This is a genomic window from Pseudomonas sp. NPDC007930 (assembly GCF_042958985.1).
In the GTDB taxonomy this organism is placed as follows: Bacteria; Pseudomonadota; Gammaproteobacteria; order Pseudomonadales; family Pseudomonadaceae; genus Aquipseudomonas.
Genome location: NZ_JBIBKC010000005.1, coordinates 126,716 through 151,196, shown reverse-complemented (window position 1 = coordinate 151,196; position 24,481 = coordinate 126,716). Strand labels below are relative to the sequence as shown.

Annotated in this window: 30 protein-coding genes; 12 read left to right on the top strand and 18 right to left on the bottom strand. The window is 66.0% G+C overall.

Annotation, left to right across the window (positions count from 1 at the left end):
- The first annotated feature begins 203 nt into the window (after window positions 1-203).
- Both ACFZCE_RS13325 and nhaA read left to right on the top strand, forming a co-directional pair.
- Complete coding sequence (locus tag ACFZCE_RS13325) at window positions 204-674, top strand: MaoC/PaaZ C-terminal domain-containing protein (RefSeq protein ID WP_390939615.1); 471 nt, start codon at window positions 204-206, stop codon at window positions 672-674.
- Between the two features lie 193 nt (window positions 675-867).
- The gene (nhaA, locus tag ACFZCE_RS13320) at window positions 868-2,028 is read left to right on the top strand and encodes a Na+/H+ antiporter NhaA (protein WP_390939613.1); all 1,161 of its coding nucleotides are present in this window, start codon (window positions 868-870) and stop codon (window positions 2,026-2,028) included.
- Window positions 2,029-2,096: 68 nt separating this feature from the next.
- On the opposite strand, the gene ACFZCE_RS13315 is transcribed toward nhaA, so the two are convergent.
- The 5 genes from ACFZCE_RS13315 to dinG all read right to left on the bottom strand — a co-directional run bounded on the left by ACFZCE_RS13315 (window position 2,097) and on the right by dinG (window position 7,881).
- Window positions 2,097-2,561 (bottom strand): glycine zipper 2TM domain-containing protein, encoded by a 465-nt coding sequence (locus ACFZCE_RS13315; protein ID WP_390939611.1) that lies wholly within the window; start codon window positions 2,559-2,561, stop codon window positions 2,097-2,099.
- Between the two features lie 137 nt (window positions 2,562-2,698).
- Entirely contained in the window at window positions 2,699-3,346 is a 648-nt protein-coding gene (gene pdxH / locus ACFZCE_RS13310) for a pyridoxamine 5'-phosphate oxidase (protein ID WP_390939609.1), read from the bottom strand.
- A 14-nt stretch (window positions 3,347-3,360) separates the two neighbouring features.
- Window positions 3,361-4,377: an OmpA family protein gene (locus ACFZCE_RS13305; RefSeq protein WP_390939607.1), complete on the bottom strand. Its 1,017-nt coding sequence runs from the start codon at window positions 4,375-4,377 to the stop codon at window positions 3,361-3,363.
- Between the two features lie 104 nt (window positions 4,378-4,481).
- Complete coding sequence (locus tag ACFZCE_RS13300; RefSeq protein ID WP_390939605.1) at window positions 4,482-5,627, bottom strand: serine hydrolase; 1,146 nt, start codon at window positions 5,625-5,627, stop codon at window positions 4,482-4,484.
- A gap of 106 nt (window positions 5,628-5,733) precedes the next feature.
- Complete coding sequence (gene dinG / locus ACFZCE_RS13295) at window positions 5,734-7,881, bottom strand: ATP-dependent DNA helicase DinG (protein ID WP_390939603.1); 2,148 nt, start codon at window positions 7,879-7,881, stop codon at window positions 5,734-5,736.
- Between the two features lie 97 nt (window positions 7,882-7,978).
- On the opposite strand from dinG, the gene ACFZCE_RS13290 reads away from it, so the two are divergent.
- Entirely contained in the window at window positions 7,979-8,440 is a 462-nt protein-coding gene (locus ACFZCE_RS13290) for a CopD family protein (RefSeq protein ID WP_390939601.1), read from the top strand.
- On the opposite strand, the gene ACFZCE_RS13285 is transcribed toward ACFZCE_RS13290, so the two are convergent.
- A complete protein-coding gene (locus ACFZCE_RS13285; protein WP_390939599.1) occupies window positions 8,434-8,700 on the bottom strand; it encodes a DUF1145 domain-containing protein in 267 nt (88 codons plus the stop codon). The genes ACFZCE_RS13290 and ACFZCE_RS13285 overlap by 7 nt on opposite strands.
- Window positions 8,701-8,729: 29 nt before the next feature.
- Window positions 8,730-9,464: an OmpA family protein gene (locus ACFZCE_RS13280; RefSeq protein WP_390939597.1), complete on the bottom strand. Its 735-nt coding sequence runs from the start codon at window positions 9,462-9,464 to the stop codon at window positions 8,730-8,732.
- A 152-nt stretch (window positions 9,465-9,616) separates the two neighbouring features.
- On the opposite strand from ACFZCE_RS13280, the gene ACFZCE_RS13275 reads away from it, so the two are divergent.
- Entirely contained in the window at window positions 9,617-10,102 is a 486-nt protein-coding gene (locus ACFZCE_RS13275) for a DUF6231 family protein (RefSeq protein WP_390939595.1), read from the top strand.
- 5 nt (window positions 10,103-10,107) lie between these two features.
- Window positions 10,108-10,578, top strand: a complete 471-nt coding sequence (locus ACFZCE_RS13270; RefSeq protein ID WP_390939593.1) for a YchJ family protein — start codon at window positions 10,108-10,110, stop codon at window positions 10,576-10,578.
- A gap of 566 nt (window positions 10,579-11,144) precedes the next feature.
- On the opposite strand, the gene ACFZCE_RS13265 is transcribed toward ACFZCE_RS13270, so the two are convergent.
- On the bottom strand, window positions 11,145-11,660 hold the full coding sequence (locus ACFZCE_RS13265) for a hypothetical protein (protein ID WP_390939591.1): 516 nt from the start codon (window positions 11,658-11,660) through the stop codon (window positions 11,145-11,147).
- 37 nt (window positions 11,661-11,697) lie between these two features.
- Here ACFZCE_RS13265 and ACFZCE_RS13260 point away from each other — a divergent pair, with 37 nt between their 5' ends.
- Both ACFZCE_RS13260 and ACFZCE_RS13255 read left to right on the top strand, forming a co-directional pair.
- Window positions 11,698-12,177, top strand: a complete 480-nt coding sequence (locus ACFZCE_RS13260; RefSeq protein ID WP_390939589.1) for an LEA type 2 family protein — start codon at window positions 11,698-11,700, stop codon at window positions 12,175-12,177.
- Window positions 12,178-12,181: 4 nt separating this feature from the next.
- Window positions 12,182-12,394, top strand: coding sequence for an SEC-C metal-binding domain-containing protein (locus tag ACFZCE_RS13255; protein WP_390939587.1), 213 nt, complete (start codon window positions 12,182-12,184; stop codon window positions 12,392-12,394).
- An 80-nt stretch (window positions 12,395-12,474) separates the two neighbouring features.
- On the opposite strand, the gene ACFZCE_RS13250 is transcribed toward ACFZCE_RS13255, so the two are convergent.
- From ACFZCE_RS13250 to ccmA, 10 genes are read right to left on the bottom strand one after another with little or no spacing between them, the layout of a single operon-like run.
- Complete coding sequence (locus ACFZCE_RS13250; RefSeq protein WP_390939978.1) at window positions 12,475-12,876, bottom strand: hypothetical protein; 402 nt, start codon at window positions 12,874-12,876, stop codon at window positions 12,475-12,477.
- A 14-nt stretch (window positions 12,877-12,890) separates the two neighbouring features.
- Window positions 12,891-14,084, bottom strand: coding sequence for a c-type cytochrome biogenesis protein CcmI (ccmI, locus tag ACFZCE_RS13245; RefSeq protein WP_390939585.1), 1,194 nt, complete (start codon window positions 14,082-14,084; stop codon window positions 12,891-12,893).
- The gene (locus tag ACFZCE_RS13240) at window positions 14,081-14,548 is read right to left on the bottom strand and encodes a cytochrome c-type biogenesis protein CcmH (protein WP_390939583.1); all 468 of its coding nucleotides are present in this window, start codon (window positions 14,546-14,548) and stop codon (window positions 14,081-14,083) included. The genes ccmI and ACFZCE_RS13240 overlap by 4 nt, the downstream gene beginning before the upstream one ends.
- Window positions 14,545-15,081: a DsbE family thiol:disulfide interchange protein gene (locus tag ACFZCE_RS13235; protein WP_390939581.1), complete on the bottom strand. Its 537-nt coding sequence runs from the start codon at window positions 15,079-15,081 to the stop codon at window positions 14,545-14,547. The genes ACFZCE_RS13240 and ACFZCE_RS13235 overlap by 4 nt, the downstream gene beginning before the upstream one ends.
- On the bottom strand, window positions 15,078-17,051 hold the full coding sequence (locus ACFZCE_RS13230) for a heme lyase CcmF/NrfE family subunit (protein ID WP_390939578.1): 1,974 nt from the start codon (window positions 17,049-17,051) through the stop codon (window positions 15,078-15,080). Before ACFZCE_RS13230 ends, ACFZCE_RS13235 begins: the two co-directional genes overlap by 4 nt.
- On the bottom strand, window positions 17,048-17,491 hold the full coding sequence (gene ccmE, locus ACFZCE_RS13225) for a cytochrome c maturation protein CcmE (protein ID WP_390939576.1): 444 nt from the start codon (window positions 17,489-17,491) through the stop codon (window positions 17,048-17,050). The genes ACFZCE_RS13230 and ccmE overlap by 4 nt, the downstream gene beginning before the upstream one ends.
- On the bottom strand, window positions 17,488-17,664 hold the full coding sequence (ccmD, locus tag ACFZCE_RS13220) for a heme exporter protein CcmD (RefSeq protein WP_390939574.1): 177 nt from the start codon (window positions 17,662-17,664) through the stop codon (window positions 17,488-17,490). Before ccmD ends, ccmE begins: the two co-directional genes overlap by 4 nt.
- Window positions 17,661-18,416 carry a heme ABC transporter permease CcmC gene (locus ACFZCE_RS13215; protein ID WP_390939572.1) on the bottom strand — a complete coding sequence of 252 codons (756 nt, stop codon included), beginning with the start codon at window positions 18,414-18,416 and terminating at the stop codon, window positions 17,661-17,663. Before ACFZCE_RS13215 ends, ccmD begins: the two co-directional genes overlap by 4 nt.
- 34 nt (window positions 18,417-18,450) lie before the next feature.
- A complete protein-coding gene (gene ccmB, locus ACFZCE_RS13210; protein WP_390939570.1) occupies window positions 18,451-19,119 on the bottom strand; it encodes a heme exporter protein CcmB in 669 nt (222 codons plus the stop codon).
- A complete protein-coding gene (ccmA, locus tag ACFZCE_RS13205; protein ID WP_390939568.1) occupies window positions 19,116-19,718 on the bottom strand; it encodes a cytochrome c biogenesis heme-transporting ATPase CcmA in 603 nt (200 codons plus the stop codon). The genes ccmB and ccmA overlap by 4 nt, the downstream gene beginning before the upstream one ends.
- 139 nt (window positions 19,719-19,857) lie before the next feature.
- On the opposite strand from ccmA, the gene ACFZCE_RS13200 reads away from it, so the two are divergent.
- The 5 genes from ACFZCE_RS13200 to ACFZCE_RS13180 all read left to right on the top strand — a co-directional run bounded on the left by ACFZCE_RS13200 (window position 19,858) and on the right by ACFZCE_RS13180 (window position 24,464).
- A complete protein-coding gene (locus ACFZCE_RS13200; RefSeq protein ID WP_390939566.1) occupies window positions 19,858-21,447 on the top strand; it encodes a flagellar hook-length control protein FliK in 1,590 nt (529 codons plus the stop codon).
- Entirely contained in the window at window positions 21,444-21,791 is a 348-nt protein-coding gene (locus ACFZCE_RS13195; protein WP_390939564.1) for an EscU/YscU/HrcU family type III secretion system export apparatus switch protein, read from the top strand. The genes ACFZCE_RS13200 and ACFZCE_RS13195 overlap by 4 nt, the downstream gene beginning before the upstream one ends.
- A gap of 90 nt (window positions 21,792-21,881) precedes the next feature.
- Window positions 21,882-22,571 carry an RHS repeat-associated core domain-containing protein gene (locus ACFZCE_RS13190; RefSeq protein ID WP_390939562.1) on the top strand — a complete coding sequence of 230 codons (690 nt, stop codon included), beginning with the start codon at window positions 21,882-21,884 and terminating at the stop codon, window positions 22,569-22,571.
- 106 nt (window positions 22,572-22,677) lie between these two features.
- Complete coding sequence (locus ACFZCE_RS13185) at window positions 22,678-23,466, top strand: RHS repeat-associated core domain-containing protein (RefSeq protein ID WP_390939560.1); 789 nt, start codon at window positions 22,678-22,680, stop codon at window positions 23,464-23,466.
- Between the two features lie 155 nt (window positions 23,467-23,621).
- The gene (locus ACFZCE_RS13180) at window positions 23,622-24,464 is read left to right on the top strand and encodes an RHS repeat-associated core domain-containing protein (protein WP_390939558.1); all 843 of its coding nucleotides are present in this window, start codon (window positions 23,622-23,624) and stop codon (window positions 24,462-24,464) included.
- Window positions 24,465-24,481: the final 17 nt, after the last annotated feature.

Below are 24,481 nucleotides of genomic sequence, written 5' to 3'. Positions count from 1 at the left end.
ACCAGCCGCCCGCGTTGCTCTAGTCCGGGCTTGCCCGGCCTATGGGCAACATTGAGGGGCGAAAGCGCAACGGCGTGGGGCCTGGCAAGCGAGTCGTTTCAGCAGGTTACAGGCGCTTCGCGGCGCGTGATTTCACTCGCGGCGGCCGCAGGCGCGGTACACTGTGCACTTGAATACCGAACCGTGAAGGATTTCCACCCCCCATGTCAGAAGTCACCAACACGCCGTACGAAGCGCTGGAGGTCGGCCAGACCGCCTCCTATAGCAAGACCGTGGCAGAGCGCGACATCCAGCTGTTCGCCGCCATGAGTGGTGATCACAACCCGGTGCACCTCGATGCCGAATTCGCCGCCCGCACCCCGTTTCGCGAGCGCATCGCCCACGGCATGTTCAGTGGCGCGCTGATCAGCGCCGCGGTGGCCTGCGAACTGCCTGGCCCGGGCACCATCTACCTCGGCCAGCAGATGACCTTCGCCAAGCCGGTGCACCTGGGCGACACCCTCACCGTGCGCCTCGAAATCCTCGAGAAGCTGCCCAAGTTCAAGGTGCGCATCGCCACCCAGGTGTTCAACCAGCGCGAAGAGCTGGTGGTCGACGGAGTGGCCGAGATCATCGCCCCGCGCAAGCAGCAAACGGTCAACCTGGCGGCGTTGCCGGAAATTCGCTTCGAATGATCGAGCGCCCCACGGGGCGCTTTTTTTATAACGAAATGATTTGAAAGGATTCAACACCCCACCCTGTTCGACCCGCGTTTTCGGGAATCAGAAAATTCTCATATTCCAAAATAGAATATAGTTTTGATTCTCATCCGTTCGGCTTGGGGTTAGGGTAAGCGCCCTTTCAGGTTCGGTCATGGAGCGCTGGGGCATGTCTCTGGGTCATTCGTTAAAACGTTTCTTCGCCATGGAAGCAGCCAGCGGGCTGCTGTTGATCAGCGCCGCGGTGCTGGCGCTGGTCATCAACAACTCACCGCTGGCCCCCTGGTACCAGGCCTTTCTCGATGCCCCTGTGCAAGTGCGCCTGGGCCCGCTGGACATCGCCAAGCCTGCGCTGCTGTGGATCAACGACCTGCTGATGGCGATGTTCTTCCTGCTGATCGGCCTGGAGCTCAAGCGCGAGCTGTTGCAAGGCCAGTTGGCCAAGTTCTCCCAGGTCGCCCTGCCCGGCGCCGCGGCGCTGGGCGGCATGCTGGTGCCAGCGCTGATCTACCTCGCCATCAACCACGCCGACCCGGCGGCGCGGGCCGGTTGGGCCATCCCCACGGCCACTGACATCGCCTTCGCCCTGGGGGTGCTGGCGCTGCTGGGCAATCGCGTGCCGCCAGCGCTGAAGCTGTTTCTGATGACCCTGGCCGTCATCGATGACCTCGGCGCCATCGCCATTATCGCCCTGTTCTATTCCAGTGACCTGGCCCCAGCGGCGTTGGGCATGGCGGCGGCCTGCCTGGTGCTGCTGCTGGCGCTGAACCGCCTGGGGGTGCGGGCACTGGGCCCGTACCTGCTGGTGGGCCTGGTGCTGTGGGTGTGCGTGTTGAAAAGCGGGGTGCACGCGACGCTGGCCGGCGTGGCCCTGGCGTTTTTCATCCCGCTGAAAGGCGAGCGCCCCCCCCTGGTGGTGCTGGAACATGCCCTGCACCCCTGGGTGGCCTACATCATCGTGCCGCTGTTCGCCTTCGCCAACGCCGGGATCTCGCTGGCGGGGTTAAGCCTGCAAAGCTTCACCCATGGCGTGCCACTGGGCATCATCAGCGGGCTGCTGGTAGGCAAGACGGTCGGCGTGTTCGGCCTGACCTGGCTGGCGGTACGCCTGCGCTGGGCCAGCCTGCCAGCCGGCAGCAACTGGGGCCAGGTACTGGGCGTGGCGGTACTTTGCGGGATTGGCTTCACGATCAGCATCTTCGTCGGCTCGTTGGCCTTTGAAGCGGGCAGCAGCCCGTATGCCGGGGAAGACCGCCTGGGGATCCTGAGTGGCTCATGCCTGGCGGCGCTGCTGGGTTATACCTTGGTACGCGCCAACCTCAAGCGTTGAGTGCGGGGCCGGCCGGCCCCTGGCGCGCGGCGGCGCCCGAAGGGCGCCCCGCGGGCGATAGGCAGTAATCAGTGAGAAACGCGGCTGGTGCCGTCTACGGTCATGATGCGCACGCGCTCACCCACGCGGAAAATCTCGTTCGGCTGCACTTCCTGCACATAGGCGCGCATGCTGCCGTCGTCTTCACGCACGGTCACTTCCACACCCTGGGTGCGGGTGATGCCTTCTTCGGCCGCCGAACCGGCGAAGCCACCCGCCACGGCGCCAATCACCGCGGCGACGATGCTGCCACGGCCACCGCCGACCGCCGAACCCGCTACACCGCCGACGATGGCGCCCGCACCGGTGCCGATCGGGCTTTTAGTGCCTTCAATGCGCACCGGGCGCAGCGACTCGATGGTGCCCATGCGCACGGTCTGCACCCGGCGGGCTTCATCACGGGAATAAACATCACCCTGCAGGCTGGAGGCGCAGCCTCCCAACAGCAGGGACGAAACGGTAAAAGTAGCAACCAGCAAGGCAGATTTACGCATGAAACATACTCCAGAGGACTCGTGCCCATTAGACGCCAGCGCCCCGCAAGTGTCACGGGGGCGGATGGAGAAAATGGTAACGGTTCAGCGCGGAGACAGGCTGCCAACCTGTAACAAGGTGATACGCGAGGCGCCGCTCAGGGCGCCAAGCGCTCGCGCTGCCACTGGCCGTGGGCCAGCCGGTAGTTGAGGCGATCGTGCAGGCGGCTTGGGCGCCCCTGCCAGAACTCGATGCGGTCGGGCACCAAGCGGTAACCGCCCCAGTGCTCGGGGCAGTGCGGGGGGGTGTCGCCAAAACGCTGGCGGGTGGCCTCGAGCAGGCCTTCCAACTCGCCGCGGCCCTCGATCACCCGGCTTTGCGGTGAAGCCCAGGCGCCCAGGCGGCTGCCCAGCGGGCGCACCTGGAAGTACGCCTCGGATTCCGCCGGGGCCACCCGCAGCGCCCGGCCGTCGATCCGCACCTGGCGCTCCAGCGCTGGCCAGAAGAAGGTCATCGCGGCGAAGCTGTTCAGGGCCAGGTGCTGGCCCTTAGCGCTGTCGTAGTTGGTGAAGAAGGTAAAACCCTCGTCGTCCAGCGCCTTGAGCAGCAACACCCGCAGGTGCGGCCGGCCCTGGGCGTCGACCGTGGCCAGGGTCATGGCGTTGGCCTCGACCGGTGGCTGCTCGGTTTTCACCGCCTCGGCGAACCACTGGCGAAACAGCGCGAACGGTTCGGCCGGGGCTTGCGCCTCGCTCAAGCCGTCGCGGGTGTAGTCGCGGCGCATGTCGGCCAGCGATGAACTCATCTCAGGCCCCCGGCTCAGTTCGACGCTTGTTGGTCAGCCGCGGGCTTCTTGGCCGGGGCCTTCTTGGCGGCGGCGGCGGCCTTGGCCGGGGCGGCTTTCTTGGCCGGCGCGGCTTTTTTCGCAACGGGTTTCTTCGCCGCGGCCGCCGGCTTGGCCGGGGCTTCAGGCTCGGCCTTGACGTCTTGCAGGGCCACCAGCTGTGGCAGCGAGGTCGGCGGCAGGTCGTACTTGGCCATCAGCGCGATCATGGTGTTCTGTGGGGTCACGATCATTTCCACACGGCGGTTCAGCGAACGGCCAGCAGCGCTGTCGTTGGCCGCCCGTGGCATTACCGAACCCATGCCACGCAGGCTCAGGCGAGTACGCTCCAGGCCGCTGAGGCGGAAGATCGCGGCGATCGACTGGGCGCGCTCCAGGCTCAGTTTTTTGTTCACATCGGCCGCGCCGGTGCTGTCGGCGTGGCCAAGAATCAGCACCGCGCCTTGCTGGTCAGGCTCAAGCAGCTTGGCCACGTTGGTGATCGGGCCCAGCGCGACCGGCAGCAGCATGGCAGGGCGATCAGGGTTGAACGAGGCGTCTACCGGGGCGGTGACCACCAGCAGGTCGTCATGGCGCTCGACCTGGAACTTGCTGCCCTTGACCGCTTCGCGCACTTTGGGCTCGTACTTGTCGAGGAAGGCCTTGGTGGCGACTGGGTCTACCTTCGGCACAGCGGCCACCGCGGCGGCCGCTGGCTTGGCGGCGTCGGCCTTGGCGTCTTCGCCGCCGAACGGCCACCACCAGTGGCTGTCACCGGCCTTGGCCTCGGCGGCCTGCTCCTTGGCATCCACCTTGGCCACGCGGTCATTCACTGCCTGGGCAACGTTCTTGTCTACGCCTGGGTCCTTGGCGGCGGTTTTTTCTTCACCACCGAACGGCCACCAGCTATGGCCGGTGTCTGCGCTCGCGGTCTTGGCATCCGGCGCGCCGCTGGTGGCGCAACCGGTGATGGCCAGGCAAAGGGCCAAAGCAAGGGATTTTTTGACGTACATTGAGCGTTCCAGGCGTTGATTGATAAAGCGGGTTAGAAAACCCGCATAACTTATTGATTGTGATGGTAGAGCAATAACTGGTTAATTGTTGACCGCTTGTCGCTTCACAGGCATTCACCCAGTGCACGGGCCAGGCGCTGAGCGCGAGGGTCCATCAGCACATAGGGGCCAAGGGTGTGGGTGACGAAACCGAAGGCAACATCCTTGCCAGGGTCGGCAAAGCCGCAACTGCCGCCCGCCCCCGGGTGCCCTAGGGCGCCGGGCCCGAGGCCGAAGGTGGCATTGGCGCGATCCGGCTGGTCGAGCATCAGGCCCAGGCCAAAGCGTGTATCGGTGAGCAACGTCAAATCTTCGCCACGGCTGTGTTCGCGCGCCATTTCGCTGAGCCACTCGGGCTCGAGCAATTGGCCATCCAGCAACCCAGCATAAAACCCGGCCAGGCTGCGCGCATTGCCGTGGCCGTTCGCCGCCGGCTGCTGCATGCGCCGCCACTCGGGCTTGTTGGTGCTGGTAAGCATCGACGGCGGGTTGGTAAAGGCACGGGTGCTCAGCGCCCCGGGCTCGCGCAGGGTAACCTGCAGCAAGCGCTTGGCCGCCTCGTCGCCAGGGTTACCCTTGCCGCGGGCGATGTGCGCCACGCGGTGGAACTCGCTGTCGGCCAGGCCGATGTGAAAGTCCAGGCCCAGCGGCCGCGCCACGCGGTCGACGATCACGTCGCCCGGCTCGCGCCCTTCGACCCGGCGCAGCAACTCACCCACCAGCCAGCCGAAGGTCATGGCGGCATAACCATGGGCAGTGCCCGGCGCCCACCACGGCGTTTCGGCGGCCAGGGCGCCGACCATGGTCTGCCATTGGTACAGCGCCTCGGGGGCCAACGGCGCGCGCAGCGCCGGCAGGCCGGCGCGGTGGCAAAGCAACTGGCGCACACTCACCTCGGCCTTGCCGGCGGCGGCGAACTCAGGCCAGTAACGGGCCACGGGGGCGTCGAGGTTGAGCTTGCCTTCGGCCACCAGTTGCAACACCGCCACGGCGGTGAAGGCCTTGGTGCAAGAGAACAGGTTGACGAGGGTATCGCTGTGCCAGGCCTGCTGGCCGTCTTTGTCGGAGGTGCCGGCCCACAGGTCGACCACCGTCTCGCCGCCCACCTGGATGCACAGCGCGGCGCCGCGCTCCTGCGGGTCATCGAACAGGGCGGCGAACGCGTCGCGCACCGGTTCGAACTCGAGTTGGAAATGGCCCTGAATCTGCACCCGTCGGTTCCTGCTGGCTGCCACGAAATTGGCAGGCATTGTTTCAGCACGCGGCGTTTTTGTGAACGGGGTGAATGGAATAAATACCCCGTTCGCGCCGCGCCAGCTAGTAGCCGATTTCCTGGCGGAACGGCGGTAGCGCGGCGAGGATTGCCTTGCCATAGCGCTGGGTCACCACCCGCCGGTCGAGCAGGGTGATGGTGCCGCGGTCTTGCTCGGTGCGCAGTAACCGGCCGCAGGCTTGGATCAAGCGCAGCGAGGCATCGGGCACGGCGATTTCCATGAACGGGTTGCCGCCACGGGCCTCGATCCACTCGGCCAAGGCAGCCTCGACCGGGTCGTCGGGCACGGCGAAGGGGATTTTGGCGATCACCACGTGTTCGCAATAGGCGCCGGGCAGGTCTACCCCTTCGGCGAAGCTGGCCAGGCCGAACAGCACGCTGCTGTCGCCGCCATCGACCCGGGCCTTGTGCTTGTTGAGGGTTTCCTGCTTCGAGAGGTTGCCCTGGATGAACACCTGCTTGCGAAAATCCCGGTCCAGGCCGTCGAACACATCCTGCATCTGCCGCCGCGAGGAGAACAGCACCAGCGAGCCGCGTGAGCCCTCGACCAATGCTGGCAGCTCGCGCACGATCGCCGCGGTGTGCTCGGCGGCGTTGCGGGGGTCCGCGTTGAGGTTGGGCACCCGCAGCACGCCGGCGTCGGCGTGGTGGAACGGGCTTGGCACCACCGCGGTGACCGCGTCGCGGGGGATGCCCGAGCGCATGCGGAAGCGGTCGAAGCGGCTGAGCGCGGTGAGCGTGGCCGAAGTGACCAGCGCGCCATAGGCCACATTCCAGAGGGTGCGGCGCAGCATGTCGGCGGCGAGGATGGGGCTGGCGTTGACTTCGATGTCGTGCAGGTTGCCGGCCTCGACCAAGGTCATCCAGCGGGCCATGGGCGGGTTGTCTTCCGGGTCTTCGACGGTAAAGGCCGTCCACAGCTCCCAGTTGCCCTGGGAACGCGCCAGCAGGCTGCCGAACAGTGGGTACCATTCCTCGGCCTGGTGGCTGGGGATGCCGATGCTTTTTTCGCCGTCCATGCCCTCTTTGAGCAGCTCCGCCAGGCGGGTGAACAGGTCGGTCAGGCGGGCGAAGCCCTTTTTCAGCTCGGTGCCCATTTCCCGCAGGTGCTCGGGCACCACCCCGCCGACGAAGCGGTGGCGCGGCCGCTCGCGGCCTTCCATGTCTTCGCCGGCGTGGAAGTCGGCCAGTTGCTCGCACGCACCGTACATGAACTGCTGCTGGCCCTTGAGTTCGCGGGCCAGCTCCGGCACCTGCTCGACCAGCTTGCCGAGGTCGCCCGGCAACGGGTGCTGGGCCAGCAGCTTGGTCAGGTTGCGGGCGGTTTGCTCGAGCCAGTCGGCGGTGCTGCGCAGCCGGGTGTAATGGGCGAAGTGGCCGATGGCTTTGTCTGGCAGGTGGTGGCCTTCGTCGAACACGTACAGCGTGTCGCGTGGGTCGGGCAGCACGGCGCCGCCGCCGAGGGCGAGGTCGGCCAGGACCATGTCGTGGTTGGTGACGATCACGTCGACCTTGCCCATGCCCTCGCGGGCGCGGAAGAACGCGCATTGCTGGAAATTCGGGCAATGGCGGTTGGTGCACTGGCTGTGGTCGGTGGTGACCCGCGCCCAGTCCTGGTCTTCGAGGGCCACCGGCCAGCTGTCGCGGTCGCCGTCCCATTTATTGCCGGCGAGCTTCTCGATCATGCTGTTGAACAGCTTGAGGCTGGCCTCGTCGACGTCGATGGCAAAGCCTTCGTCTTCGAACAACTGGGCGGTGGCCGACTGCGCCTGGCCTTCCTGCAGCAGGGCGTCGAGCTTGGACAGGCACAGGTAGCGGCCGCGGCCCTTGGCCAGGGCGAAGCTGAAGTTGAGCCCGGAGTTGCGGATGATGTCGGGCAGGTCCTTGTGGACGATCTGCTCCTGCAGCGCGACGGTGGCGGTAGCGATCACCAGGCGCTTGCCGGCCGCCTTGGCCGCGGGGATCGCCGCCAGGCTGTAGGCCACCGTTTTGCCGGTACCGGTGCCCGCCTCCACCGCCACCACTGCCGGGTCCCCCGAGCGGCGGCCTTCGTCGTCCTGGGCGATGGCGCCGAGCACCTTGGCGACTTCGGCGATCATCAGCCGCTGGCCATAGCGTGGCTTGAGCCCCTTGGCCTCGAGAAACTTCGAGTAGGCGCCCTGGATAGTGGTTTTGAGTTCAGTGCTGAGCATGGAATCCGGGCCAGCGTATAGCTGGATAAATTTTCAGTGCATCGGTGAGGGGGGTATCATACCCGCTTCCACCGCCATGCGCCGACCGGAGATCCGCATGACTTTGCAAACAATCATTTACGCCGTGCATGTGCTGGCCGCCATGCTCTGGGTCGGCGGGATGTTCTTCGCCTGGGCGGTGCTGCGCCCGGCCAGCGCCGCGGCATTGCCCGCGCCGGCGCGGCTGGGCCTGTGGCTGCAGGTGCTGCAACGGTTTTTCGCTTGGGTGTGGGGCGCCGTGGTGGTGCTGGCGGTGAGCGGGGTGATCGTGCTGCAGGCGCGCTTCACCGGCTTCGAGACCGCGCCACGCTATGTGCAATGGATGATGGGCGGTTACCTGGTGATGGTGGCGGTGTTCATCCGCCTGGCGACCTTGCGCCTGCCCGCGCTGCGCCTGGCCGTGGCGGCCGAAGACTGGCCCGCCGCGGGCGCGCAGATGGCCCAGGTGCGCCGTTGGGTGGGCTTCAACCTGGCCCTGGGCACGCTGGTAGTGGCGCTGGCCGCGCTGCGGCCCTACTGACGGCGGCGCTTGGCCGGCGCCGGTATCGACTGCAGGTGAAACGCCCCCAGCAGGAGGATCTGCACCCGGTCGATGAACTTGTGCGAGCGCTCGCGCAGGCGCCGGTTGAAGGCGAACAGCTCGAGCACATGCAACGCCAGCATGGCCGCGCCGGCAAGGTTCACCCAGGCGCGGAACGGCCAGACCATCGGCATGAACAGGTTGACCAGCACCACCCACCAGAACAACAGCATCAGCGCTTTGAAAAACCCCAGCAGCATCTGCACTCCTCAGGTGGGCGGCGCCACCTCTAGCGATTGATGTGGATCTCCACCCGGCGGTTCTGCGCCCGGCCCGCGTCGGTGGCGTTATCGGCCACGGGCCGCGACTCGCCAAAGCCTTCGCTGGTGATCTTCGACTGCGCCACTCCATGCCCGACCAGGTAATTCACCACGCTGGCGGCGCGGCGCTCACTGAGCTTCTGGTTGTAGGCGTCGGTGCCCACGCTGTCGGTGTGCCCTTCGACCTTGATCGCGACCACGTCGGCGGCGCGCAGTTTGTCGAGCTGGGCGTCGAGCAGCGCGGTGGCCGCGGGCGTCAGGTTGGACTTGTCAAAGGCGAACAGCACATTGCCAGTGGCCTCGTTCAGGGTGATCACTTCTTCCTTGGGCGGCGGCGGTGGCGGTTCGGCCTTGGGCGGCGCCGGCGGGTATTCCGGCAATGGGCAGCCGTTATGGCTGACCGGGGTGCCCTTGGGTGTGTCGGGGCAGCGGTCGCGGCGGTCGAATACGCCGTCGCCGTCGGCATCGCCGTCGTGGGCGTAGCAGATCAGCCCGCCGGTCAGGGCGCCAAGCAGGCCGCCCCCGGCAGCCCAGGCACCACTTTCGATGGCGCCCAGGCCACCGCCGGCAACACCGCCGATCACGCTACAGATTGGCCAGTTCCGTTGGTTCAGTGGCGCACTTCCATCACTGTGCGTGGCACACCCCGAGAGAACACTGCTGACCAGAAGTACGGGTAATAAAGCCTTATTGACTAGGCTCATCATCGAAGCTCCTGTGTCTCCGGCTCCTGCCGGTCTAGGTAGTAAAGCGCAACGGCCGGGGTTCACAACCGCCCGCCGCCTGCATGTGACCGTGCCACTATCGGAAGGGTCCCGTGGCCGGCTACTCTTATTGCTTACGCTAAGGAGTACCGATGGCCCCTTTGACCCCCCAACAGGCCCTGGCCGCCCTGCTCGACCGCTACACGCCGCGCACGCTGCTGGTGGTCAGTACCGAGCGCTTCCCGGCGCTGGAGGCCTTTACCCAGGCGCACCCGGACTGCGACGTCGCCCATGCCGCCCCCGGCCCGTTGCCGGCCGAGCTCGCCGGCCGGCGTTTTGACCTCGCCCTGGTGCTTGACTGCCTCGAGCACCTGCCCAAGCGCGACGCGCTGCACCTGCTCGGTGGCATCCGCAACCTCAACAGCAGCCGCCTGGCGGTGCTGGTCGACCTGCACGCCGCCGGCTGGGCGGATACCGACTTCTACTCGCTGGCGATGCAGGCCACCGAACGCTTCAGCCGCGATGGCCAGGAGCTGGCGCTCTACACTTACGACCTGAAGGACTACAAGCAGGTGCCGGACTGGCTCAACTCGCGGTTCTGGGCCAACCCGGAAAACTTTGGCAAGTATTGGTGGTAACCCCGATGAACCCATGCCCTTGCGGCAGCGGCAATTTGCTTGGCGAATGCTGCGGCCGCTTTCACCTCAAGCCCGGCGCACCGGATGCGCACACCTTGATGCGCTCGCGCTACAGCGCCTACGTGCTGGGCGAAATCGACTACCTGGTGGCCACCACCCTGCCCGCCCAGCAGGCCGGCCTTGACCTCGAGGCGATGGCCGCCTGGAGCGCCTCGGCGACCTGGCTGGGGCTCGACGTGCAAGCCGCGCAAACCCTCGGCGGCAAGCCCGAGCACGCATTCGTGAGCTTCACCGCGCGCTGGCACGACGCCGCCGGCGAGCACAGCCACCATGAGCGCTCGGCGTTCGTGCAACAGGGCGGGCGGTGGTATTTCATCGACCCAACCGTGCCGCTCAAGGCCAGCCGCAACGACCCCTGCCCCTGTGCCAGCGGGCAGAAGTTCAAGAAGTGCTGCGCGGGTTTCATACAGGGTTGAGCCCTCGCGCGGCACGGCGGGTTGCTGCCTGCTAATTCGGCAGAGGCCCGCATGCCTCGATGTTTTTACTGTCTGTGCGGCTATCGATAGCGCCCCCTGGCCCGATGTAGATGTCGGTACTGGGCCACCTCGGTTTAACCCGGATGCAGTGCGACGCCCCGCCGTATTGCCAATCGAACTCCATAAAGAATTGCCGGCTCGGAAAAATATGCCCCGCGCCCCCCGTGGCCTCCCCCGGGTAGATCTCACCTTTTGAAATGTCGTGCTGAACATTCAAGATATAACCCAGGCGCCCCTGCCCCTGCGCGGAGAAGTGAAAGCTCACTTGAGGCGTAGCGACGTACCAGGTGACCAGAGGCGCGAGCACTAGCACCAGCGCCCAACGCCAGGCGTTTCGCTTCGGTTTATTTGCAGACGTGGTCACGCGCCTTCCCTGCTGGAACCCAGTAAAGATAAAGCTTCATCCATGAACTCTATTGCACTAGCCCCACCGCCGGGGTGCTGGTTGTACAGGTCGATTGCGATGCGGGTAGCGCCTCGCTGCGCGGGCTTCCTGCAAACCTAACCTACGGCGCCAGCTTCAAATGCTCGGTACTCGGCGCTGGCGGCGCGGCGGGGGCCTTGGCCTGGCCCATGTCGGCGCCGGCCGGGGCCAGGCTCAGGCCGCTGAGGTCCAGGGCCGGGGCGCGGGGTGGCGGCGCGCCGGGGGCGAGGGTGGCGCCGACTTCGGCGATGTCGTAGTCGGGGGCGTCGACCTCGGCGAAGGCGGCCATGTATTGATCCCGCGGCACCACCTGGGCCCGCCGGCGCGGCGGCGGGGCCGGCGCCGGCAGGTCGATTTCGATGGTATGTTCTTCCAGCGGGTTGACCTGCACCACCGCGCCGGCGCGCTCGAGCACCTGCTGGTACTTGCGTGCCGCGGCTTCGTCGAGGCCGGTCTTGAGCACCAGGCGGCGGCCGCTGAAGAGCTTCTCGACCTGCTCGGGCCCAGCCTGGAACACCTTGCCCAGGTTCAGTTTCACCGCCTCAAGCGGGGCGCCGGCTTGCGCCTGGCCTTCGAAGACGATTTCATAGAGGCTCATCGGTCTACTTCTCCTGATCAATACGGGGCGCCTGGCAATGACACGACTACCAGCGCTGGCTGCCGTTATCTTAGCCGTGTGCCTGAGCGGATGCTCCACCGCTTGGCTCACCGACCGCTACCAAGACCCCGACGTGCGCTTGCTGCAAGTGGAACGGGTGAAAACCCGGCTGCTCGAGCAGCGCTTCATTCTGCACTTTCGCATCGATAACCCCAACAGCAGCGCGCTGCCGGTGCGCGGGTTCCGCTACAAGGTCACGCTGGAAGGCATACCGCTGGCCGAAGGCACTGCCAGCGACTGGTTCAGCGTGCCGGCGGCGGGCACCTCGTTCTACAACGTAGAAGTGCGCACTAACCTCTGGCAACACCTCAAGGCCCTGCGCGCGGTGCTCAAGGATACCTCGCGGCCGGTGCATTACGAGTTCAAGGGTGAACTGAAAACCGGAATATTCTTTGGCCACCGGATCACACTCCGGCGCAGTGATGCGATAATACCGGCCAATTTCATTCCGGAGTGATTCCATGTCCACCCAACCCCATGTTCATGGCCCTGACTGCAATCATGATCACGACCACGATCACGGCCATCACCACCACGATCACGGCCACGTGCACGGCCCGCACTGCAACCATGGCCCGCAGGAGCCGGTGCGCAACGCGCTGAAAGACGTAGGCCGCAATGACCCCTGCCCATGCGGTAGCGACAAGAAGTTCAAGAAGTGCCACGGGGCCTGATCGGCCCCGAGTTCAAGCGTTAAGCTGCAAGTGGGTGCGGCGCTTTCACGTGCCGCTTGAAGCTTGCAGCTTGCCCCTGCTCAAGGGTGCAACTGCCCCAAACCTGGCGGCACCCCACCGCTATCGGTCGGCTGCCACGGCCCGTTCGGGCTGGTTGCCCAGGCCCAGCCGTTGCTGTAGCGGTAATAGGTGCGCTGGCGGTAATACACGCCATTGGCGTTCTCCAGCACATACACCCCCAACCCCTGGTCCCAATGGCTTGGCCCGCTCGGCGGCGGCGCGAAGCTGGCCGAGGTGCGCGGCAGCGGCTTGGCCGGGACTGGCGTGCTGGGGATACTCGGGGTGCTGGGTGGCGGCTGGGTCACGGGCCCTTGCGGGATGGTCGGCAACCCGGGCGCGGGCTGCTGCGCCGGGCGCTGCGAGGTACAGGCGGCCAAGGCCAGCAGCAGCGCCGCCAGGGCCAGGCGTTGGGAAGCGGGCAACAACAAGGTTCGGGTCATGGGTCTGGGCTGTCGATAATCAGGATTTGGGGCGCGCCGCCAGCGGCCGCGCGTTCGCGATCGATCGGCGCGCCCTGCCCTCGCCATTCGCCATGGGTCGGCTGGCCACTGCGGCTGATGCGCGCTGCCAGTTGGACTTGCTGGAAGCCCGACAGTTTCAGCGCCGGCTGCATCGCGTCGGCATCGCCCAGCTCGACTGTGGCGGGCAGCTCGGCCACGCTCAGGCGCTTGACCGCCAGCGGGATCGGCGGGCCGCCGACCGCGCGGGCAAACACGAACACCGTGTCGTTCGGCTGCACCTTGCCTTGCAGCGCCGGCGCCAGGCTGACCCGCACCACCAGGCCCGCGGCGGCTGGCGCCAGGGCTGGCAAGCCCGCCTGCTGGCGGGCCTTGTCGATGCCGCCCTGCAATGCCTGGCGCGCCGGGTCCGCGGCCGGCAACAGGGCTTGCAGGCGCTGCCAGTAATCGGCGGCCTCGGCGAAGTGCTGGGCTTCGAAGTTCACGATGCCCAGCAGGCCCAGGCTGGTGACTTCGTTCGGGTCGCCCTTGAGGGCTTCATCGGTCAGTGCCTGCATCGCCGGCGCCCACTGCTTGCCGGCGGCAAAGTACTGCGCCTGGGCCCATTGCCCGAGCAGGTCCGGGCGCCGCCCGGCCAGGGCCACCGCGCGGCCAAACAACGGCGCCGCCTCGCCGGGGCGGTTTTGCGCCATGTAGGTACGGGCCAGGTAATACACCCCTTCTACGGCATCAGGCTGGGCGCGCACGGCCTGCTCGAGGCGCGCGGTCATCTCGGCCATGTCCTTCGGCGGGGTGGCGAAGCTGCGGCTGAGCGCAACCTTGTCGCTGGCGCCGTAATGCAGGTACAGCCCCAGCGCCAGCAATGGCAGCAGCACGGCCAACCCCAGCGGCAGGCGGCGGTCGCGCCCCAGCGCCGGTGCGGGCGCCGCGCCGGCAGTGTCGGCCAGCAGCTCACGGGCCGCCTCGGCGCGCCCGGCGTCTGCCTCAGCGCGGCTGAGCAGGCCGGCGGCGTGCTGCACGCGCAGGTTCGCCACCCGCTCTTCGAACAGCGCCACGTTCAGCGCGGCGCGGTCTTGCCCCTCGGCCTGGGGCCGGCGCAGGGCCAGCGGGATCAGGATGAAACACATGGCCACCAGCAACAGCAGCGCGGCGGCCAGCCAGAAATCGGTCATGGGCGGTGGTCGTCCAACAGGCGAGCGAGGCGTTGCTGCTCTTCGGGCGAAAGGGAAGCGGGGGCGGCAGCGGCACGGCGGCGGCGCACGATGATGCCGATCACCAGCACGCCGCCGAGCAGCAGCGAGGCCGGGCCGAACCACAACAACGAGGTGCGCGCGCTCAGTGCCGGCTTGTAGCGGATGAACTCACCGTAGCGGTCGACCATGTAGTCAATGATCTGCTGATCGCTCTGGCCTTCGCCGAGCAGGCGCACGATTTCCCGGCGCAGGTCGGCGGCGATCGGTGCGTTGGAGTCGGCGATGTCCTGGTTCTGGCACTTGGGGCAGCGCAGCTCGCGGGTCAGCTCGGTGAAGCGCTGGCGCTGGGCGTCATCGCTGAAGCTGTAGGTGTCGATGGCGGCGTGGGCAGTGCCGGCACACAGCGCCAGCACCGCGCCGGCCAGCCAGGCGCGCGCGCTCATTGGCCGGCCTCGCTGAGCAGTTGCTGATAACGGCTGGCCAGTTGCTCGCGCCACACCTGTTCGTCGATCACCCCAACGTGCTTGAAGCGCACCACGCCCTTGGCGTCGATCAGAAAGGTTTCCGGCGCGCCGTACACGCCCAGGTCCAGGCCAAGGCTGCCGTCGGCGTCGCTGACGTTCAACTGGTAGGGGTCGTGGAATTCGGCCAGCCATTTTTGCGCGGCGGCGTTGTCGTCCTTGTAGTTGACGCCGTAGATCACCACGCCCTGGCTTTTCAGTTTGTTCAGCACCGGGTGCTCGTCGCGGCAGGCCACGCACCAGGTGCCCCACACGTTCACCAGCGCCGGGCGGCCAATAAAAGCCTGGCGGTTCAACGCCGGGCCGCCCTGCACCGCGGGCAGTTCAAAGGCCGGGAAGGGCTTGCCGATCAGCGCCGAGGGCAAGGTTTGCGGGTCAAGGAACAACCCCCGGTACAAAAACACCGCCAGCACCAGGAACAGCGCCAGCGGTAACAGCAACAGCCAGCGCTTCATGCCACCGCCTCCTTCATGCCCAGCGCCGCCTTGGCGCGGGCCTTGAGCTTCATCCGGTAGCGGCCATCGGCCGCCGCCAGCAAGCCGCCCAGCGCGGTGAGCAGGCCGCCGAGCCAGATCCACCGCACGAACGGTTTTACATGCACCCGCACCGCCCAGGCGCCGCCCCCCAAAGGCTCGCCCAGGGCCACGTAGAGGTCGCGGAACAAGCCAGGGTCGATGCCGGCTTCGGTCATCATCGATTGCTGGGCGGTGTACAGGCGTTTTTCCGGGTTGAGCACGGCCACCGGGCGGCCGCCCTGGGTCACCCGGATCACCGCGCGGTCAGCGCTCCAGTTCGGCCCGTTGACATGCTGCGAGCCCTCGAACAAAAAGCGGTAGCCGCCCAGTTCCACCGCCTCGCCCGGCGCCATGCGCAGGTCGCGTTCGGCGTTGTGCTGGCTCGACAGCACCACCCCCAGGGCGCACACCACGATGCCCAGGTGCGCCAGGTGCATCGCCCAGTAGCTGCGGCGCAGGCCCTTAAGCCCGGCGAGCAGGCCGCTGTGGCGGGTTTTGTCGCGCACATCGCGCAGCCCACCGGCCACCACCCACACCGCCAGGGCGAACACGCTGAGCACCGGCCAATCGAAATCGCCCACCAGCCAGCCACCCACCGGCGCCAGCAGCGCGGCGGCCACCAGCACCGGCAGCAGCAGCCCGCCGAGCCAGCGCAGGGGGGTGCCTTTCCAGCGCACCAGCACGCCGACCGCCAGCAACACCAGCACCAGCGCCATCAGCGGCACGAACAACAGGTTGAAGTACGGCGGCCCGACCGACAACTTCGCCCCGGTCAGGGCGTCGAGCAACAGCGGGTAGAGGGTACCCAGCAGAATGGTCGCCGCAGCCACCACCAGCAGCAGGTTGTTGCCCAGCAGCAGGGTTTCCCGCGACCACAGGCCGAACCGCGCCTGGCTGCGCACCACCGGCGCGCGCAGGGCGAACAGCCCCAGCGAACCGCCGATCACCACCAGCAAAAAGACCAGGATGAACACCCCACGGGTCGGGTCCGAGGCAAACGCGTGCACCGAGGTGAGCACCCCCGAACGGACCAGAAAGGTGCCCATCAGGCTCAACGAGAACGCGGCGATCGCCAGCAGCACCGTCCAGCTTTTGAACACGCCGCGTTTTTCCGTCACTGCCAGTGAATGGATGAGCGCTGTGCCCACCAGCCAGGGCATGAACGAGGCGTTTTCGACGGGGTCCCAGAACCACCAGCCGCCCCAGCCGAGTTCGTAGTAGGCCCACCACGAGCCGAGGCTGATGCCCACCCCGAGAAAGCTCCAGGCGACCAGCGTCCACGGCCGCGACCAGCGCGCCCAAGCGGCGTCGAGGCGGCCCCCGAGCAGCGCGGCGATGGCAAAGGCAAAGGCCACCGAGAAGCCCACGTAGCCCATGTAGAGCATCGGCGGGTGCACGATCAAGCCGAAGTCCTGCAGCAGCGGGTTGAGGTCACGGCCGTTCTCCGGCACCTGCGGCAGCAGCCGGGTGAAGGGGTTGGAGGTGCAGATCAGGAACAGCATGAAGCCAGTGCCGATCAGCCCCATCACCGCCAGCACCCGGGCGAGCATGTCACGCGGCAGCTGCGCGGAGAACACCGACACGGCGAAGGTCCAGCCGCCAAGAATCAGCGCCCACAGCAGCAGCGAGCCCTCATGGGCGCCCCACACGGCGCTGAACTTGTAGTACCAGGGCAAAAAGCGGTTGGAGTTCTCCGCCACATAGGCCACGGAAAAGTCATCGGCCATGAAGGCGTGGGTCAGGCAGCCGAAGGCGAACAGCAAGAAGCTGAACTGCCCCCAGGCCAGCGGCCGCGCCAGCGCCATCCACACCTGTTGGCCGCGCCAGGCGCCCAGCAGCGGCAGCACGCCAAGGGCCGCGGAAAAACACAGCGCGAGGATCATCGCCAGTTGGCCGAGCTCCGGGATCATCGCGTGGCCTCCGCCAGCTTGCCGTCTTTCAGCGCTTTGTTCACTTCCGGGGGCATGTATTTTTCATCGTGCTTGGCCAGCACTTCGTCGGCCACCACCACGCCGTCGGCGCCGACCTTCCCCAGAGCAACGATGCCCTGGCCTTCGCGGAACAGGTCGGGGAGGATGCCGCGGTAGGTGATGGTCACCGCCCGGTTGAAGTCAGTGACCACGAAGCGCACGTCGAGCGAGTCGGCCGAGCGCACCAGCGAGCCCTTCTCGACCATCCCGCCGGCGCGGATGCGCGTGCCCACCGGGGCCTCGCCGTTGGCGATCTGGGTGGGGGTGTAGAACAGGTTGATGTTCTGCTGCAGCGCCGACAGCGCCAGGGCCACGGCCACGCCGACCCCGGCCAGCAGGCCAAGGATGATGTACAGGCGCTTTTTGCGCTGGGGGTTCACCGTTGCTGCTCCCGGCGCACACGGCGCGCCTCTTGTTGCAGGTAGCGGCGCCGGGCCAACCATGGCGTGGCGACGTTCCAGGCGATCACGGCCAGGCCAATGGCATAGGCTGACCACACAAAGGGCCCATGATGGCCCATGGCGATGAATTCACCGAATGAAGCAAAGTTCATCGCCCGCCCTCCAGCGCCTGCCCCAGCGCTGCCTGCGCCCAACCGCTGCGGGCCTCGCGCTTGAGCACCTCGAGGCGCATGCGCGCCAGCAACACCGCGCCGAACAGGCAGTAGAAGCCCAGCGCGGTGAACAGCAGCGGCAGCCACATTTCAGCCGGCATGGCGGGTTTTTCCGTCAGGCTGAAGGTGGCGCCTTGGTGCAGCGTGCTCCACCACTCCACCGAATACTTGATGATCGGGATGTTCACCACCCCGACGATGCTCAGCACCGCGCAGGCCTTGCCGGCGCTGTCGCGGTTGCCGATGGCGTTGCCCAGGGCGATCACCCCGGCGTAGAGGAATAACAGGATCAGCATCGAGGTGAGGCGTGCGTCCCACACCCACCAGGCGCCCCAGGTCGGCTTGCCCCAGATGGCCCCGGTCAGCAGCGCCAGGGCGGTCATCGAGGCGCCCACCGGCGCGGCACAGTGGATGGCGACGTCGGCGACTTTCATCTTCCACACCAGGCTCACCACCCCGGCCAGGGCCATCAGCACGTAGCAGCTTTGCGCGAGCATGGCGCTGGGCACGTGGATGTAGATGATGCGGAAACTATTGCCCTGTTGGTAATCCGCCGGCGCGAAGGCCAGGCCCCAGGCCACCCCGACCACCAGCAGCAACGCCGCGGCCACGGCCAGCCACGGCTGCAGGCGCCCGGCCAGGGTGTAGAACCACTTTGGCGAGCCCCATTTGTGAAACCAGGTCCAGCTCATCGGTCGTTACTCATCACGGTGTATCGTTATCGGTCTATTCTGCCACGCTGATCCGCACACCCGCGGCGATCGCCAGGGGGGCGAGGGTCACCGCCAGCGCCGCCAGGCTGCCCAGCCAGAGCAAAAAGCCGCCACTGGGAAGGCCCTGCAATGCGGCTTGCAGCGCGCCGCTGCCAAGAATCAGCACCGGTATATACAGCGGCAGGATCAACAAGGCCAGCAGTAAACCGCCGCGCTTCAGCCCAACGGTCAACGCCGCGCCGATTGCCCCGAGCAGGCTCAGCACCGGCGTGCCCAGTAGCAACGAGGCCAACAGCACCGGCAGGCAGGCTGCCGGCAGGCCGAGCATCAACCCCAGCAGCGGCGCCAGCAGCACCAGCGCCAGCCCGGAAAACAACCAGTGCACCAGCACCTTGGCGAGCATCAGCAGGGCCAGCGGCTGCGGGCTGAGGGCCATCTGCTCGAGGGAGCCGTCTTCGAAATCACTGCGAAACAGCCCATCCAACGACAACAGCACCGCCAGCAACGCCGCCACCCACACCAGCCCCGGCGCCACGCTTTGCAGCAGCTGCGGCTGGGCGCCCAGCGCCAGCGGGAACAGCGCCACCACGATGGCGAAGAACACCAGCGGGTTGAGCAGCTCGCCCGGGCGCCGGCACAGCAGCCGCGCCTCGCGCCGCAACAATTCACGCAGCACGCTCATGGCGCCACCCCCAGGGCCAGCTCGGCGAAGGCCGGCGGGCGCCGCCGCAAGTGATGGTGGGTGGTCAGCACCACCGCCCCGCCCTGCTCGCAATGGCGCGCCAGGTGTTCTTCGAGCTGGGCCACGGCGTGCACGTCGAGCGCGGTAAAAGGCTCATCGAGCACCCACAGCGGCGAACCCGGCAAATACAAGCGGGCCAGCGCCACCCGGCGTTTTTGCCCGGCAGACAACGTATGGCAGGGCACATCTTCGAAGCCGCGCAGGCCCACCGCGGCCAGCGCCTGCCACAGCGCCGCGCGCGCAACGGCCGGCGCGGCGCCATGCAGGGCACACAGCCAGGCGAGGTTTTCTTCGGCGCTGAGGCGCTCCTGGATGCCCGCGGCATGCCCCAGCCACAGCGGCCGCTGGGCACAGCGCACTTCGCCATGGGTGGGCGCCATCAGCCCGGCAAGCAAGCGGAGCAAGCTGGTTTTACCGGCCCCATTGGGGCCGCTGACCTGCAGCATGTCGCCTGCGCCCAGGCTCAGCGCCTGGTGCTCGAACAGCAGCCGGCCGTCGCGCTCGCAGCCTAGCGCGGTGGCTTGCAGATAAGGGGTCACGGGTTGCCTTCAGGGGCTGGCGCGGTTCAAGAGAAACGGCGAACAGCCGATACCTATGCATTGGGTTTTAAAGCGGGGCGCCATCATAACCCACTCCCGCCCTTAAAATTGCTCACACTTTTTCACGGCTTTGTATTCAATGACAAGTGAAATCAGCAGCGTCACCGCCACTGCCGCCTTGGCACAGGCCCAACGCAGCGCCGCGAACACCGGCGAGCTGCTGAAGCTGTTGCAGCCGCTGGAAACCCTCATGCAACCGGGCGACACCGCCAAGGCCGAAGTGCTGGCGGTCAAGCAGGTGTTGCAAGACTTCCAACTGCTGCTGGCGCTGACCCTGAGCAACGGCAAAAGCCTGACGGTACAGGTGGGCGCCGGCCAACCGCTGGCCCAGGGCACCCAGTTGCTGGTGCAAAAGCTGTTCAGCGAGCAGTTGATGATCACCACGCCCACGGCCGGCGACCGTGGCAGCCTGACCGAACTGGACACCGCGCAACTGCCACTGGGCACCCTGCTGCAAGGCAAGGTGCTGACCAGCATTGCCCTGCCGCCGCAGGTACCCGGCGCCGTGGCCCAGTACCGCAACACCGTGGTGCTGCTCAACAGCGCCCTGGCCGGGCAAAGCCTCAGCGTCGACAGCCCCGCGCCGCTGCGCCTGGGCAGCCTGCTCAGCGCCCAGGTGCAGGGCCCGCAGCAACTGCGCTTTGTGCAGGTGGGCAACCAGCTTGACCAATTGGAAGTCAGCCAGCAGCGCAGCACCCAGCAGGCGCGGCAGGTGGCCTTGCCCAGCCTGCTGGCGCTGGTGCAGAACGCCCAGGCCAACAGCAGCCTGCCCACCGGGGTACAGCAGAGCGCCCAGGCGCTGCTCGCCAGCCTGCCCAGCGTGGCGCAGATGGCCGACCCGAAGGTAGTGGCCCAGGCCATCCAGAACAGCGGGATCTTCCTCGAAAGCAGCCTGCTCACGGGCCAGCACCGCCCCGAGCTGGCCGCGCCAGACCTGAAAACCGCCCTGCTGCGGCTGGTGGCGCAAATTCTGCCGAACCTTCCCGATGCCAGCGAGATCAACCCCGCCACCCTGGCCACCTTGCTCCAGGCCGTGCTGCGCAACCCGCAGGCCTACCGCTTGCGCAATGCCTTCGGCGCCGCCAGCCCGGTGGCCGCCCCCAGCGAGGCTGATGGCGACTTCCCGCTGCCGCCGCGCCACAGCGAGCCCGGCGACGACGAAGACGACCTGCAAAGCCTGCTGCGCCTGGCCAGCGGGGTGCTGGCGCGGGTGCAAAGCCACCAACTGAGCAGCCTCGAACACAGCGGCCCGCAGCCCGACGGCAAGCTGCTGAACACCTGGCAACTGGAAATCCCCCTGCGCCACTTCGGTGAGGTGGTGCCGCTGCAAGTACGCCTGCAAAGCGAAGAGCGCGACGAACCGCCAGCGCGCGACCCCGACGGCAACCCGCTGCCCAAGCAGAAAGTCTGGCGCCTGGAGCTGGCCTTCGACCTCGCCCCGCTCGGCCCGCTGCAGGTGCAGGCGCAGTTGCAGGAAGAGCAACTGTCCAGCCACCTGTGGGCGGAAAACCCCACCACCGCCGCGCTGGTGCAAAGCCAGCTCGGCTACCTGCGCGAACGCCTCGGCGCCGCCGGGCTGACCGTTGGCGAGCTGGATTGCCAGGTGGGCAAGCCTGTGCGCGACAGCCGCGCCCCCTTGACCCAACGCTGGGTGGACGAAACCGCATGAGCACGCATTTTTCCCGCCAGGCCATCGCCCTGAGCTACGACGAAGGCAGCGCCCCCACCCTCTCGGCCAAGGGCGACGATGACCTGGCCGACGCCATCCTGGCGCTGGCCAAGGCCCATGAAGTGCCCATCTACGAGAACGCCGAGTTGGTCAAGGTGCTGGCGCGGCTGGAGCTGGGCGAAAGCATCCCCGAGGCGCTGTACCTGACGATTGCCGAGATCATCGCGTTTGCCTGGTACCTACAGGGCAAGCAGCCGAGTGGGTTCGTGCGCGGTGACGGGCCGGGGGAAAGGGATGTGACGCCGGGGCATGGCGAGCTACCCGCGTTGCCGGCGCGCCGATGAGTGGTAGTAGGACCTATTGGATCTACTAGGTTCGCTCAGCGAGAACCGGTAATAGGATAGAGCCAAACCCGCAAGCGCAGGTCCACAACCATGTTTACACCCAACGCCTTGGCTATTTCATCCCAGCTCTTTGCAACTGATTTTTCTGGCACCGCGTTGCGAGACCCAAGGCACAGTTATGCTCACAGCCCGTTCGGCTGTTCGCCCCTGTACGCCCCTTTCAAAGGTGAATGGCCAGAGCGCAACGTGCAACTATTCCTGCTCGGCCAAGGGTACCGCGCCTACGTACCGGCACTGATGAGGTTTGCCAAAGCCGACGATGACAGCCCCTTTGGCCGGGGTGGCTACAATGCCTATGCTTATGTAGCTGCGGACCCCGTCAATTTTGACGACCCCGATGGCCACGGTGTGGAAAGCATATTAAAAATCGGCACTAAAACGGCAGGCAAGGCGGCGAAGCGCGTGGCCTTCAAGCCGTCTAATGAGGCCCGGCTGTTCAGGACCACTGATATAGCGTTCAACGTTAGGAGCACCTCTACGAAGACGATTACAGAGCCGTTGATCTATGATAAATGGCTGTATTCCTATAAGCCAGCACCTATTTCAAACACGCGCATCACATTGCCGCCAACAAAACAGAAGTTACTAAAAATTGGCTCTCCCAGCTACCCTAAAGCTTACAGAGCGCGCACAGCATTGCATTACACCCCGATAGAAGGCCCGCTACCGCGCTTTAGAAGTAACCCTCTACCCGAACCATTACCTATGATTCCAGAGTAAACACCCAATAACACTTGGGGTTTAAAATCAGTAACCCTAATTATGCTGGCAACAGCACAATTCCATGAAGCGAGCCATAGCGACTTCATACTGAAAGAACTACCTCATGACGCAGATAAAGACGGACAGCCACGGCACCCCGCTCGTGCCCTATGGCTTCAGCGCCTACGGCTTCCGGCACCGCGCCAATACTCGCCAAGGCTTCAATGGCCAACTGGAAGCCAATACCCCGGGGATCTACTCGCTGGGTCATGGCCGCCGCGCTTATAGCGCGGTGCTACGCCGCTTCCTGCAACCCGATACCCTAAGCCCGTTCTCCCGGGGTGGGCTTAATACCTACTGTTACTGCGGCGCCGAGCCTGTTAACCGGTTAGACCCATCAGGGGGATCCTTCTTCAACGCTCTGAAGTTGCTGGGGAAGGGCATCGCAAGAACCGTGAAGGTTGCTGCCGCTCCATCGCAGCGGGCTGAAGTCCATTTTTTGGGTGGGGAGCTGGCCGCTTTCAGTCATAAGCCTGGTGTTGCCACAGTAGTTGCGCATGGCCGACCCGGTAGCCTCTATCATGGCGAGCGCGCGCTGGCCCCTGGCGAACTTCAAAGCCTGCTGGAACCCACTGGCCTACTTGATGATGCACATACGATCAGGCTGCTCGTTTGCGACTCTGCCACTCGCCCGGATATCGGCATCTCTTTCGCTGAAGCCTTGGCAAACCACACACAGCTGAGGGTAAAAGGCTACCGCGGTGTGACAAGTGTTTACGAGCCTGACACCTTTGAACGTTTACTCGGACTGGGTGCATCCAGCACAGAGAGCCCCATCGGCCTTCCCATGGTCACCAGTACGCACAGCAGCCGCTGGCTCTATCAGTCCACAATGGTCCACCCCAATCGCTAAGCGCGGCCCCGAAAGAGCCCCACCTGTGGCCGAAATACCGACAAGCGGTACGCAAACCTATTAGAACTACTAGGCGCGAGCAGCCTGATTCAGGCCTACCCTCATGCACAAATGCGCTCGACTGCGCGTAACGACCCACCCACTTAGAAGCCTCTATGCGCGCTCACATCAAGCCCGTGCAGTTATCTTCATTGGCGATCACCGCCCCCGATAACAGCGTGCTCAAGCGCGGCGGCGATGCCTGGCAGGGCTATTCACCCTTTGGTGGCAGCCAGCACTCTGCCACAAGCCAACCCCGCCACAAGGGTATGCTGCAAGAGCCCCACGTAGGCCTGTACTTATGCGGCCACGGTTATCGAGCGTACCTGCCCTCACTGATGCGCTTCATACAACCAGACGCCAATAGCCCTTTTAACCGAGGAGGCCTGAATGCCTATAGTTATTGCCTGGCAGACCCCACCAACCGCAGCGATGAAAATGGGCGCTGGTCGGTCAGGCGTTTGCTCAACCGGATATTAGGTCGCAGCCGATCGGCCACGATCACCCGGCGTTCAGCGGATCATCTCAGGCAATTACAACGCGCAGTGGACGCTACGGCAAACAACCCACGCATAGGCCACCGGCGCGCCAGCCTCCGCAGCCTATCCAGCGATGCTCCATTGGCGATGGATGCGCTTTCTGCATCGGCTTCACGCCGAGGAAGCTTCAGCGAGAAGTCGGCCGCGTGGACCACCCGAAACCAATCCTGGAACGGTTTTGACGAGTACGCAGTAGCGGCACCGGATGGATCAACACTCTTTACCCAAGGTATGGGCGCACCCGCGTGGGAGGCGGCCGTCGGCGCCAGCCGCCTCGTACATGGGAGACGCGGCGGTATCAACCCCTACACTCCAAATACCCGCGACGGCGGCATCAACCTTTCCACTCCAACGGTAAACAACGATGATTTTCCTCCCAGCTACGACAGTTTGTTCCCACAAAGGCCAAGGTCGCAGTGACGGCGCTTCCCGCCCCG